The organism is Lentibacillus daqui (genome assembly GCF_027186265.1).
Classification (GTDB): domain Bacteria; phylum Bacillota; class Bacilli; order Bacillales; family Amphibacillaceae; genus Lentibacillus_C; species Lentibacillus_C daqui.
This window is the reverse complement of sequence record NZ_CP114176.1, coordinates 2,318,040-2,330,899: the sequence shown is the minus strand read 5'-3', so window position 1 is coordinate 2,330,899 and position 12,860 is coordinate 2,318,040. Positions and strand designations below refer to the sequence as shown.

The 12,860-nt window shown below is 41.3% G+C and carries 12 protein-coding genes; 7 read left to right on the top strand and 5 right to left on the bottom strand.

Annotated elements, in window-relative coordinates:
- Positions 1–112: 112 nt before the first annotated feature.
- From O2S85_RS11750 to dacB, 3 genes are all read left to right on the top strand, one after another.
- A complete protein-coding gene (locus tag O2S85_RS11750) occupies positions 113–871 on the top strand; it encodes a gluconate 2-dehydrogenase subunit 3 family protein (protein WP_269409522.1) in 759 nt (252 codons plus the stop codon).
- A gap of 23 nt (positions 872–894) precedes the next feature.
- Complete coding sequence (locus O2S85_RS11745) at positions 895–2,610, top strand: GMC family oxidoreductase (RefSeq protein WP_269409521.1); 1,716 nt, start codon at positions 895–897, stop codon at positions 2,608–2,610.
- Positions 2,611–3,118: 508 nt separating this feature from the next.
- Positions 3,119–4,633: a D-alanyl-D-alanine carboxypeptidase/D-alanyl-D-alanine endopeptidase gene (gene dacB / locus O2S85_RS11740; protein WP_439649459.1), complete on the top strand. Its 1,515-nt coding sequence runs from the start codon at positions 3,119–3,121 to the stop codon at positions 4,631–4,633.
- Positions 4,634–4,728: 95 nt separating this feature from the next.
- On the opposite strand, the gene O2S85_RS11735 is transcribed toward dacB, so the two are convergent.
- From O2S85_RS11735 to O2S85_RS11720, 4 genes are all read right to left on the bottom strand, one after another.
- Entirely contained in the window at positions 4,729–5,055 is a 327-nt protein-coding gene (locus O2S85_RS11735) for a hypothetical protein (RefSeq protein ID WP_269409520.1), read from the bottom strand.
- 274 nt (positions 5,056–5,329) lie between these two features.
- Positions 5,330–6,550: an MFS transporter gene (locus O2S85_RS11730; RefSeq protein WP_269409519.1), complete on the bottom strand. Its 1,221-nt coding sequence runs from the start codon at positions 6,548–6,550 to the stop codon at positions 5,330–5,332.
- A complete protein-coding gene (locus O2S85_RS11725; protein WP_269409518.1) occupies positions 6,547–6,978 on the bottom strand; it encodes a MarR family winged helix-turn-helix transcriptional regulator in 432 nt (143 codons plus the stop codon). Before O2S85_RS11725 ends, O2S85_RS11730 begins: the two co-directional genes overlap by 4 nt.
- 483 nt (positions 6,979–7,461) lie before the next feature.
- Positions 7,462–7,641 (bottom strand): hypothetical protein, encoded by a 180-nt coding sequence (locus O2S85_RS11720; RefSeq protein WP_269409517.1) that lies wholly within the window; start codon positions 7,639–7,641, stop codon positions 7,462–7,464.
- A 422-nt stretch (positions 7,642–8,063) separates the two neighbouring features.
- Here O2S85_RS11720 and O2S85_RS11715 point away from each other — a divergent pair, with 422 nt between their 5' ends.
- From O2S85_RS11715 to O2S85_RS11705, 3 genes are read left to right on the top strand one after another with little or no spacing between them, the layout of a single operon-like run.
- The gene (locus tag O2S85_RS11715; protein WP_269412565.1) at positions 8,064–8,285 is read left to right on the top strand and encodes a transposase; all 222 of its coding nucleotides are present in this window, start codon (positions 8,064–8,066) and stop codon (positions 8,283–8,285) included.
- Positions 8,286–8,295: 10 nt separating this feature from the next.
- Positions 8,296–9,822, top strand: coding sequence for a gluconokinase (gene gntK / locus O2S85_RS11710; protein ID WP_269412564.1), 1,527 nt, complete (start codon positions 8,296–8,298; stop codon positions 9,820–9,822).
- Complete coding sequence (locus tag O2S85_RS11705; protein ID WP_269409516.1) at positions 9,785–9,961, top strand: hypothetical protein; 177 nt, start codon at positions 9,785–9,787, stop codon at positions 9,959–9,961. The genes gntK and O2S85_RS11705 overlap by 38 nt, the downstream gene beginning before the upstream one ends.
- A gap of 161 nt (positions 9,962–10,122) precedes the next feature.
- Here O2S85_RS11705 and O2S85_RS11700 read toward each other — a convergent pair whose 3' ends face one another.
- On the bottom strand, positions 10,123–11,535 hold the full coding sequence (locus tag O2S85_RS11700; protein ID WP_269409515.1) for an MDR family MFS transporter: 1,413 nt from the start codon (positions 11,533–11,535) through the stop codon (positions 10,123–10,125).
- A gap of 281 nt (positions 11,536–11,816) precedes the next feature.
- Between O2S85_RS11700 and O2S85_RS11695 the strand changes: the two genes are divergently transcribed.
- Positions 11,817–12,848, top strand: coding sequence for a S66 family peptidase (locus tag O2S85_RS11695; protein WP_269409514.1), 1,032 nt, complete (start codon positions 11,817–11,819; stop codon positions 12,846–12,848).
- The last annotated feature ends 12 nt before the right edge of the window (positions 12,849–12,860 follow it).

Genomic DNA, 12,860 nt, shown 5'->3' with positions numbered 1-12,860 from the left:
ACTACACCTCCATGTTTATAGTTTCACTTATCATGCCCCGTTTTTTTTCATGCATGAGTGGTTAATTATGGTGACATAATAAGCACGAATAAACGGGAAGGAGGTTTTTTAATTGGCAGATGACAATAATCAGGACCAACAGGAAAAAGATGTATCAAGGAGAAAGTTTTTACGCAATTCCGGGATAGCTGTTGGTGGACTGGCCGTTGGCGGCGTCGTCGGCAGTCTGATCCCATGGGGTACAACTGATAATGATAGAAACCAAGTGAAAAACCAAACGGCAAACCAAAAAGGAAAAAATTATAATCACGCCTTAATGTATTTAACGAAAGCCGAGTTTCAAACAGTTGAAGCTGCAACCGAACGGATCTTTCCAAAGGATGATCGCGGGCCGGGTGCAAAAGATCTTGGCGTGCCGTACTATATTGATCATCAATTGGCTGGTTCATATGGTTTTAATGCCAGGGATTATATGGAGCCACCGTTTTATCATGGTGAGAAGGTTCAAGGGTATCAAGGCCGACTGAAACGCCGGGAAATATTCCGGATTGGTTTGCGTGAACTGGACAACCAAAGCCAACAAAAACACAAAAAAAAGTTTAAAGACCTGACCGATGAACAAATGGATAAAATGTTACAGGGCTTTGAAGGAGACAAGATAAAATTAAGCACGGTTTCACCAAGTGGATTTTTTGAATTATTAAGGAGTATGACATTAGAGGGATTATACAGTGATCCCCTTTATGGTGGAAATATTAATATGGATGCGTGGCGAATGCGAAACTACCCAGGGGATCAAATGGGTTACATGGATGTCATTGAAAAAGATTTTCAGAAAATCGAGCCAAGCAGTCTCCGCGATCATATGTAATAGAAGAGAAGAGGTGGCTAAATATGGCGAAAAAGATGCCAAAAACAGATGTTGTTATTGTTGGAGTTGGCTGGGGCGGCGGGATTATTGCCTCTGAGTTAACTAAAAAAGGTCTTCAGGTTGTTGGCCTTGAAAAGGGTGAAGAGCGACATACAGAAGATTATTATATGGTGCATGATGAATTACGTTATGCCGTTCGCAAAGAATTAATGCAGGATTTATCCAAGGAAACCTTAACATTCAGAAGTAATGAAAAAATGCGTGCCTTGCCGATGCGACAATATGGCTCGTTTCTATTAGGGGAAGGACTTGGCGGGGCAGGCGTGCATTGGAATGGACAAGCTTTTCGTTTTCTGCCGTATGATTTCGAAATCCGCAGTAAAACAATTGATCGCTATGGAAAGGACAAAATTCCGGCCGATATGACGATTCAAGATTGGGGGATTACCTATGATGAACTCGAGCCCTATTTTGATCAATTCGAGAAGATGGCTGGTATTTCCGGTGAAGAAAATCCATTAGGAGGAAAACGTTCGGATAAATATCCAACCGGACCTATGAAGCATTCCAAGCAAATGGACTTATTTAAAAAGGCTACCGAAAATTTAAAATACCATCCGTATACGATCCCATCGGCGAATTTGTCGGAAAACTATACGAACCCGGATGGCATTGCCCGGTCTGCATGTCAATACTGTTCTTTTTGTGAGCGGTTCGGCTGTGAATATGGGGCAAAGGCTGATCCGGTTGTAACGGTTATTCCAGTTGCCAATAAAACAGGAAAATTTGACTTACGGACACATTCCTGGGTACGACGGATTGTACATAAGGGCGGGAAAGCAACAGGAGTGCTTTATACCGATACGACAACAGGTGAAGAGATTGAACAGCCGGCAGATATTGTTGTGGTAACCTCCTATGTGTTTAATAATGTAAAATTGTTGCTTAACTCAAAAGTAGGTCGTCCCTATGATCCCGCGACAGGAAACGGTGTAATTGGAAAAAACTACGCCTATCAAGTTATTAAGGGTGCAGCTACCGGTTTTTTTAAAGATCAGGAATTTAATAACTTTGCTGGTGCTGGTGCTCTGGGTATGGCTATTGATGATTTTAATGGGGATAATTTTGATCATTCCGATTTGAATTTTATTCATGGCGGCTACCTTGCACTAACCCAACCCGGGGCGAGACCAATCGAGAACAATCCAATTCCAAAGGGCTCTCCGACCTGGGGGGCAGATTTTAAGAAAAATTCGCTTGAGTATGTGAACAAGACGTTATCAGTCGGGGCAATGGGTGCGAGTATGCCTTACAAACATCACTATCTTGATCTCGATCCAACGTACAAAGACACGTTTGGTGATCCGCTCATCCGTATGACTTTTGATTTTGAGGATCAAGACAGCGAATTGGCCAAGTTTACTGCTAGTAAGGCTAGCGAGATTTTAAAAGAAATGGGTGCCGATCAGATTGATTCCATGGATGAATTGGGACCATATGATATCACAACGTATCAATCCACTCACAATACAGGCGGTGTCATCATGGGTGCTGACCCTGACTCATCTGCAGTGAACAATTACTCACAAATGTGGGACATGGATAACGTGTTTGTGGTTGGCGCATCGGCATTTGCCCATAACAGTGGCTACAATCCGACAGGGACGGTTGGTGCAATGGCTTACCGGGCTTCAGAAGGTATCCTGAAGTATAATAAGAATGGTGGTATGCTTGTTTAAACCTGACAGGGGTACCGATTGGGTTTTAATTTAGACTACACCTCAGTAATTTTATAGAGCAGAGCACATTTATGATTATCTTTGGTTTGTGGTAACTTCCGCCTTCAAAATAGAAGGCGGAAGTAAATATTTACCTTCCAATTTCTTTGATTTCACTTTCATTCAGTCCGGTGTGTTTAGCAATTAATTCGATACTTATCCCGTCCTTTATCAGGTTTTTGGTTACTTCAATTGTTTTTTCTTCTCTCCTATTTTTTCTCCAGTTTCCTCATCTCTTTTTTCAATCAAATCCAAATGTCGTTCAAATCCCGAAGTCATTTCACTAACCTCCTTTGCTACATTAATTATTTTCATTGCCTGATCACGATTGTTTCAGGTAGTCGTTTGACCACAATTCGTTTCATCCATTTTAAAAATACGGATCCCAGTATATAAAAGAGGAATTTGACCAACGAATGTGGAAATACTTCATAGCAGGTAAATATGATGAGGTGAAAACGTGCGATATATGAAATTTGGTGTTTGTGGGCTTGTGCTTCTGGCTTTAGTCATGCTTGCATCACCGATATCTTCAAACTATGATGAAGAATTTGTATCGAAGGCAAAGGAGATGCGTGTAATGAAACAACAAACCCGATCGGACGAAACAAGTTCCTTGAAAAAGCCGTTAGACAAATTGATTCAACAGGAACCCCTCCTGGACGGCGCGCTCGTTGGCATAAGCATTCGTTCCGCTGACACGGGCAACATTTTGTACGAGCATTTGGGAGATACAAGATTACGACCGGCATCCAATCTGAAACTCTTAACAGCCGCATCCGCTCTTTCTACACTAGGCGATGATTATACTTTTCCCACTGAGTTGCGAACAGATGGTACGGAGAAAGGAAACAAACTTCAAGGCAATCTTTATTTAAAGGGAAAAGGGGATCCAACCCTACTTCCTGACGACTTCGGGACGTTTGCCAAAAAAATAAAGAATAGGGGGATCGAAACCATTGAAGGCGATATTATTGGTGATGATTCATGGTATGATGATGACCGTCTCTCTCCGGATTTAATTTGGAATGATGAACAGTATTACTACGGTGCCCAAATATCAGCGTTAACTGTTTCGCCGGACAAGGATTATGATGCCGGAACTGTGATTGTTAATGTTCGTCCGGGCAGTGCTGTTGGTGTGAAGCCGACATTTTCAATCAAACCCGCGACCGATTACGTACAAATTGTCAATAAGGCAGAAACGGTTGCTGCCGGGGAGGAAGCGGATATTACCGTTGAACGGGAACATGGATCGAATACGATTATCATCAACGGAACCATTCCTGTTGGATCCGCTGATGTCCGTGAATGGATGGCAGTTTGGGAGCCAACGGACTATGCATTGAATTTGTTTCAGCAGGCATTGGAAAAGAATGATATTTCCTGGACAGGAGAGGTAAAGAGCGGTAAAACGCCTGCCAAGACGAAGAAGCTTTTTTCCCGCCAATCCATGCCACTGTCGGATTTGCTTGTTCCGTTTATGAAATTGAGCAATAATACGCATGCAGAGGTACTTGTAAAGGAAATGGGGAAGAAAAAGAAACGGGAAGGCAGCTGGGAGAATGGGCTGGAGGTGATGGGAAAAGAGCTGGACGATTTTGGTTTAGATAAAGATTCTATGATTATCCATGATGGTTCAGGAATCTCCCACGTTGATTTGATCCAGCCTCATGAAATTACGAAATTACTATATCAGGTGCAAAATAAGGATTGGTTTTCTTCCTATTTAAATGCGCTACCAGTTGCCGGTGAAAAAGAAAAAATGACGGGTGGCACATTACGTGAGCGGATGAAAGATTTACAGGGGAAGGTACGTGCTAAAACGGGAACGATTGATGGAGTAAGCACATTATCAGGATATATGGAAACAAAAGCTGGTGATAAACTTATCTTTTCCATTATGTTGAATAATTTGCTGGATGAGGAAGAAGGGCCGGAGATAGAGGATAAGTTGGTACAAATTATTTTTGATCATGGTTGAATCTACAAATAGACAGCAAAAAAAGGGAATCAGTGCGATTCCCTTTTTTTGCTGATTCGTAACAAGCAACTACGCTTTTCGATAGTTCCCCAAGCTTATTGGAAACTATTATTGTTATTTTGTTGCTGAGTAGCCTGCGATTGCGGCTGCTGTGACTGTTGTACTTGTTGCAATGCTTGTTGCACTTGCTGTTGTGCCTGCTGCAATTGTGTGTTTTGCTGGGCACCGGCATTAGCTTGTGCATTTTGTAGTTGTTGCTGGGCTTGCTGCAACTGTTGTTGTGCTTGTTGCACTTGCTGCGGATTTGCACTAGATTGTGCCTGCTGCACTGCTTGTTGCGCTTGTTGAGCCTGTTGCAGTGCTTGCTGCGCCTGCTGTTGATTTTGCTGTTGATTCTGGTTTTGATTTTGATTTGCCATCATAAAACCTCCCACGATTTTTTAGAGCAGATGCTCACAGTTACTATGGTTTACGAATTTGCGCTAGTTATGTATATTTATCAAAAAAAGACTCACAACTGCTGTCTGGAAAAAGTAAACCGCCGATAAAAGTGGAAAAATCGCCGATAAATTGTGCCAAATCGCCGTAAAAATAGTAAAGGTCGCTGATAAAAGCACCAAAACCGCCGATAAACTTTTTACACCCAGTTTAGTGTAAAAAGTTTAGCAGCAAAGTTGGCAGGAATGGTCGTGCATATCAGCTACTCGTGTTGGCAGATAATTCATTGCTTTGCGGCGTATGATGCTTATGCTGCCATGATTGATGAACCATAAATAAGATCGTGGTAACAACAACTAATAGGGCACATAACAAATATAGACTTGGGAATCCGAAACCACTTACGACAAAGCCCCAGATAAATGATCCAACCGCGATTCCGGTATCATACACCATGAAAAATGTTGCTGTTGCATGGCTGCTTCGGTGACTCGGTGCTGCTTGAATCGCCATCGTTTGAAAACTTGGCAGGATGGTTCCATAACCAAGCCCGGTTAAAGCCGCTGATAAAAGCAGCATCCAGCCGTTGTGTGTAATACTTAATGCAGCAAGACCAACCGCGAAAAGCAATAGACATGGCAGAATCACATATTTAGGTCCCTTCGTATCAAATAATGGGCCGAAATATGGCCGCGATATGATCATGACAATCGCGAACACTAAAAAGAAATAGCTCGAAACAGATGCAAGCCCAATAGACTCCGAATAAACAGAAACAAAGGAAAGCACACTTGCATATGCCAGAGACGCCAAACTGCATATTAATGAAATTGGTAGTGCTTTTAATTCAATCATATCGTGCAACGAAAACTTTTTGTTAACTTGTTCCTGTTGTGTATTCGTATTTTGCGCAACATGGACTACCAGGGAACAGACGATACCGCCAATCATTAGTATGCTAAGTGTTGTAAACAGTACTTGAAACGATACAAATTGCAGTAAAGTTAAACTAATGAATGGACCAGCAACAACTGCCAGATTCATTGCCATGGCAAAATAACCAAGTCCTTCCCCGCGACGTTTTTCCGGAATAACATCGGCTGCTATTGCTCCGGTTGCGGTTGAAATCACCCCAAATGAAATTCCGTGAAAAAGTCGCAATAACATTAATGGCATGAATTGATCTGTCCAGATGTAAACAAACGTTGTTGCAGTATAGATGGCTACACAAATAATGAGCCCTTTTTTCTTTCCAACCCAATCCAAAAATTTGGCCGAGAATGGTCGCACAATGATGGCGGTTATCAGCATTAATGTGACTGCTAGTCCACCCTGTGCATTCGTTCCACCCAGTTGTTTAATGACGAAGATTGGCAAGGTTGTTAACAAGGCATAAAACGTCAAGTATACCATAAACTGGGTTACGGAAATTCCAATAAAACTTTTTGTCCAAATTGGTTCCTGATAATTTTTATTCAATCCAATTCCTCTCCTGTAGCATTTATTTTTAATAATAGTTGTTGTAAATCCGCTTTTTCTTCCGATGTAAAACTAGCCAGCATGCTCTCTTCCAACCGATCCATTTTCTGATGGATGGTCGCAAATTTATCTTTGGCATCACTTGTTAGTGCAATAACACGTTCACGTTTGTCGTTACCCTGTGTACGAATGATCCAGCCGTTATTTTCCAATCGTGTAATTGTTCTCGTAACGGTCGGTGCCTCAACATTTAAATATTTCCAGATTTCTGTTTGTGTCATCGAACCAAATTTTTCAAGACAGTAAATAATCGACCACTGGGATGCATATAAGCCATATTCACGCAGCAGGTTATTCATTTCTTTGGCAATGTAACGGTAGCGCTGGTTTAATAAGTGAAATAAATCGCGATTCATATTACTGTTCATAACCTCACTCCTGTATAATACTTACCTAGGTAAATAATTTAACCTAGCTTATATTACGCCTTTTACATTGATTTGTAAAGAGGGGAGTAAATTCTGATTTTATTAAGGAAAGTACGCTTATTTAAAATCAATGGAAGGGTGGTAGCCTCCAAGCGTCAATTTCATCTATTTACAGGTGATAAACCGAGCGAATGCGTTTAATAGATGACTGGAAAATATGGAAAATCTTTTTAAAAAAAGGGTTATCACGGTCGATTGCAATGAAAAAACACGAAGAATCAGCCGAGAGCAGGGATAGGAAAGGAAAAAATCCGAGAAAAAGTTGAGAGTATAGCCGTCATGTTTAAAAGAAAGGAAGGTGAGGCGGATAGGAGAGAAAAAAATCGGGTTGCAATAGAAAGGTACGACAATGCAAAAGTTCACATAAAAATTGGAAGGGTCTTTCAAAAGGAGACCCCTCCATTCCGACCATGTGTTAAGTAATTATGGTTCACTCGGATCATATTCATCATAAATCAGCCTGGTGACTTTTGTTGAATCGCTATGTTCGACTTCTGATCGAGTAGCATCTTCGCCATACGAATCTTCTTCATCGATTCCCGGTGCAACAACATCATGATCTATTCGAGTTTGTCCGTTCTTTTTATTCATTTTTTTATCCAATACTTATCCCTCCAATCGTGTTTTTATTCTTTGTTGTAAACAATCAAATTATGACATAGAGATTATATTGTTACCCACATTAAAAAATCTTCTACCCCGGTCGATATTATCATTTTTGGGTCAATATAGTAGCCCGTTCGGTTGATGTTCCGGTTTTTCTGGACGATATAGCGATTCACCAGGTCGAAATCCCCGTTTATTTGGTCGATATAGCAGCCCACACGGTCGATGTTAACCATTATTCGGTCGAAGCCCCTACCCGCGTGATCGATTTTCTGATTATCCAGTTCATATCCACCCGCACCCGATCAATATATAAGTTTTTCAAACAATTCAATACTCAAGCTTTGTTAATATCAGTAAGGATTTTCCGTGAAACTAATGAAAAATTCGCCTAATGATGTATGAAATAGTATACTTGCATATATGTAAAACAAGTCATCAAGGTCCGTTCCATTCATGAAAAGGTAGCAAACCAAAGAAGAGATTTTTTACATAAATTAAGTTACCATTTGGCAAAAGACTATTCCATTATTGCTGTGGAGGATCTTGACATCCGTCGTATGGTAACCAATAAAAATAAGATAGAAAAGCTGTGGAACAGTAAGGAAATGATGCGAAAAGTGAGGGAGTCTTATGAATAAACATAAATACATGATCGGGGTAGATATCGGTACAACAAGTACAAAGGCGGTTTTATACCGGGAAACAGGGGAAATTGTCGCGAACGAAAATAATGGCTATACATTGTCTACACCTGATATAGCAACTGCTGAACAGGATCCGGAAGAAATTTTTCAGGCGGTGCTTTTATCCATCCGCAACGTGATGAAAAATGCCGAAATAGACCCGGAAAATTTATCTTTTATCTCATTCAGCAGCGCGATGCACAGTATCATTGCCATGGACAAAAATGATCAACCTTTAACTCCATGTATTACCTGGGCAGATAATCGAAGTGCACATTGGGCCACAAAAATCAAGGAAGATTTAAACGGCAAGGATATTTACAGGCGAACCGGTACGCCGATTCATCCAATGTCGCCGCTTTGTAAAATTGCCTGGATGGAACATGATCAACCTGACCTGGCCAAACAAACGAAAAAGTATATCGGCATCAAGGAGTATATCTTCTATCAATTATTTGGCGATTACGTGGTTGATTATTCGATTGCGTCTGCGATGGGGTTAATGAATCTGAAAGCGCTGAAATGGGATCAACAGGCGCTTGAGGTTGCCGGTATTTCAGAGGATAAACTGTCACGACTTGTGTCTACAAAAGAAATAATGACCGGTTGCCACAAACTGTTCGCAGAGGAAATGGGGATTCTTCCAGAAACGCCATTTGTCATTGGGGCAAGTGATGGGGTGCTGTCAAATATTGGTGTAAATTCCATCAAAAAAGGCGAGGTTGCCGTAACGATCGGGACAAGTGGCGCAATTCGTACCGTTATCCCCAAACCGCATACCGATGAAAAGGGGCGTATTTTTTGTTATGCCTTAACGGAAGACCACTGGGTTATTGGTGGACCGGTTAACAATGGCGGGATGGTATTGCGATGGATCCGTGATGAATTTGCTGCAAGTGAGGTGGAGACTGCGAAACGACTTGGTGTCGACTCGTATGAAGTGTTAACGAGAATTGCCGATCGCGTGGAACCAGGGGCAAACGGCTTACTTTTCCATCCGTTCTTAGCAGGCGAAAGGGCACCATTATGGAATGCGGATGTACGCGGTTCATTTATTGGCCTAACCCTGAATCATCAGAAAGAACATATGGTAAGAGCAGCTTTGGAAGGGGTTATCTTTAATTTATATTCTGTGTTCCTGGCCTTGGTGGAAGTGATGGATACACCAGTGACGGCGATCAAAGCAACAGGTGGGTTTGCCAGATCAAAAACATGGCGGCAAATGATGGCAGATATTTTTGACCAAAATGTCATTATTCCGGAAAGTTACGAGTCTTCTTGTTTGGGCGCATGCCTGTTAGGGTTGTACGCACAGGGTAAAATTGATTCATTTGATGTGGTAGAAGAACTTGTTGGTGCAACCTATAAACATCAACCAAATCCGGAACATGTTAAAGCATATAGAAAACTCATGCCCATTTTTATTAGCATTTCCCGCGTTTTGGAATCAGAATATGAAAAACTGGCAGCATATCAAAAGGAAAAATATTGATGATGGGAGTATAGTTGTCACGAGCATGGAAACCAATGAAAAATCCTTGACAAAGTTGGAATTATACGAAAAGTTAGCGCAAGTAGAGGCGCAAATCAATAACGGAGAAGAACCTTTGGATGGGGAAAAAAGTCTTTAACGACCTAAAAAATATGCCGGAAAATAAATATGTGGACAAGGGGGGTTGGGAGAAGGAACAATTAGCTTATCAGCACCGATAACTCCTTGTTCCTCCCCTCATTATTCTACCCTTTTGGCGAATTACCTTCTTCATGAAACGCCCCAGCAACTTCCCGGTTATTATTCATCTGGAACTCGAGATTGCTCCTCAACGGACGTATTGCCTTTCTTGATGAAGAAGCTTAGCACGATACCAATTGCAGAGAGTACTGTAATGATCATAAAGGCGACATTTACGCCATGAATCATTGGGTATGGTATATTCGGTTTATGTTCGGCCGCTGCACCCGTTGTGGTCATGACTGTAATCACAATAGCTGTTCCAATCGATGCTGCAACCTGGCGCATGGTATTGGTCATCGCCGTACCATGCGGAATCAGTTCTTTTGGAAGCTGGTTTAATCCGGCTGTCGTTGCAGGCATCATAACCATGGAGATACCGAACATCCGAATGGCGTACAACAACATGACCATGAACATGGACGTTTCAACACTCAGATTGGAAAAGGCAAAGGTGGTAACCGTAATAATCGTGAACCCGATGACCGATAACCATCTCGCTCCGAACCGGTCAAATATGAGACCTGTAATCGGAGACATCATCCCATTCACGAGTGCGCCTGGCAAGATGGCGATACCTGCTTCCATTGCCGTAAAGTCACGCATGTTTTGCATATAGAGCGGAATTAATGTCTCGGCACCGATCAGTCCCATAAATGCGATCATGGGGAGAATCACAGACAATGTGAAAATAAAGTTTTTAAACACCCGGAATTCCAGCATAGGAACTTTCATACGCAATTGACGGATAATGAAAAGAACCAATGCTGCTGCACCAACAACTAGAGTGGTAATGGTGATGATACTCCCCCATCCATTGTTGCCCGCGCTCGTAAAGCCATATAAAAATCCGCCAAAACCAAAGGATGACAAGATAATCGATAACATGTCAAGTTTCGGATACGTCAACTCCGTCACATTTTTCATGACTTTGGTAGCAACCAATATCTCAATGATGGCAATTGGCAGTATAATAAGGAATATAGCCCGCCAGGAAATATTCGTAATGATCCAGCCGGACAAAGCGGGACCAATCGCAGGAGCGAAAGAAATCACTAGCCCCACGAGCCCCATTGCCACCCCGCGACTCTTGACAGGGAAAATCAACAAAAATACGGTTTGCATTAGCGGCATGATAACCCCCGCACCAGTGGATTGAATAATTCGGCCCAACAATAGCGTACCAAAATTCGGGGCGATGGCGGAAAACGCTGTTCCAACAGCAAACACACTCATTGCGGTGATAAATAGCTGTCTCGTTGTGAACCGTTCAATCAAAAACGCCGTGACAGGAATCATCACGCCGTTGACAAGCATAAAAACGGTAGTCAGCCATTGACCGGTGTTGGCACTCACATGCATTTCGTTCATAATTGGTGGAATAGCTGTAATCATCGTGGTTTGATTTAAAATAGAAATGAATCCACCTGCAAGGAGTAGGATAATGATTGACTTTTTATTAAAAGATTGCAATTCTCGGTGCCCCCACTTCCTTTTAAGATTAATAGAATACAAATAATACTACAGAAAAAGTTTGAGCATGTCGAATTAGATGTTTTGTTTTGCTTCGTTAAAAAATGATATTTATTTTATTTGTTAGAAACTTTTGGCTCAACAACAATTTATGGGGAACATAATCCTGCAAAATTGATTAATAAAGAAGAAAAATCCTAACATCTGTCGTATTTGTTAAGTAGCGATAAGTTAAAATAGAGAATATGTACATTAGGAAAATTCCAGAGAGGTGATCCCGGTTGTTAATAAAACCAGAAAAATTAAGATCAGGGGATAGAATAGCAACAGTAAGCCCTTCTTCGGGCGGGGCTGGTGATTCAAATATTAGATGGCGCTATGATCAAGGTGTTAAAAGATTGGAAACCGTTTTTGGTCTTGAGGTTGTTCCAATGCCAAATAGCTTAAAGGGATCAAATTACCTCTATGAAAACCCACAGTTACGCGCAGAGGATTTGATGACGGCCTTTAAGGATAAGAGCATTAAAGGAATCATTGCAAATATTGGCGGTGAGGATAGTATTCGATTGCTTCCTTATATTGATTTTGATGTGATTCGTGATAACCCGAAGATTTTTATGGGGTATAGCGATGTTACGATTTCTCATTTGTTTTGTCACAAGGCGGGTGTTTCATCTTTTTACGGCCCTGCGGTTTTGACAGATTTTGCTGAAAATGTTGAGATGGATTCATATACGGTTGAAATGATAAGATGGACACTTTTTTCAAATGAGATCATAGGTGACATTCAACCGGCTAAAAAGTGGACAAGCGAGTTTTTGGAATGGGATGAAGTGAATAAATACAAACGGCGTACAATGCAACAAAATTCAGGTTATGAGGTGCTTCAAGGTTCTAAAGTTGTGCAAGGAAGGTTAATAGGTGGTTGTATCGAGACTTTAGAATTCGCGAAAGGAACAGAAATTTGGCCTGAACTATCATACTGGAAGAAAAGTATCATTTTCTTTGAAACCTCGGAGGAAAAACCGGATCCCGGCTTTATAAAAAGGTGGTTACGAAACTATGCTGCACAAGGCATTTTGCAGGTGGTAAGTGGAATTATATTTGGAAAGCCTCAGGATGAACAATATTATGAAGCGTATAAAGGGGTCATTATACAGGTTATGAGAGAGTATGATTTGGAAAATTTGCCGATTCTTTATAACTTGAATTTCGGTCATACGGAGCCAAAGTTTATATTACCATATGGTGCGATCGCAGAAATTAATTGTAGCATGAAGACTTTTTCGATTTTGGAAAATGGCGTTGAATAGGGTAGCTTATTG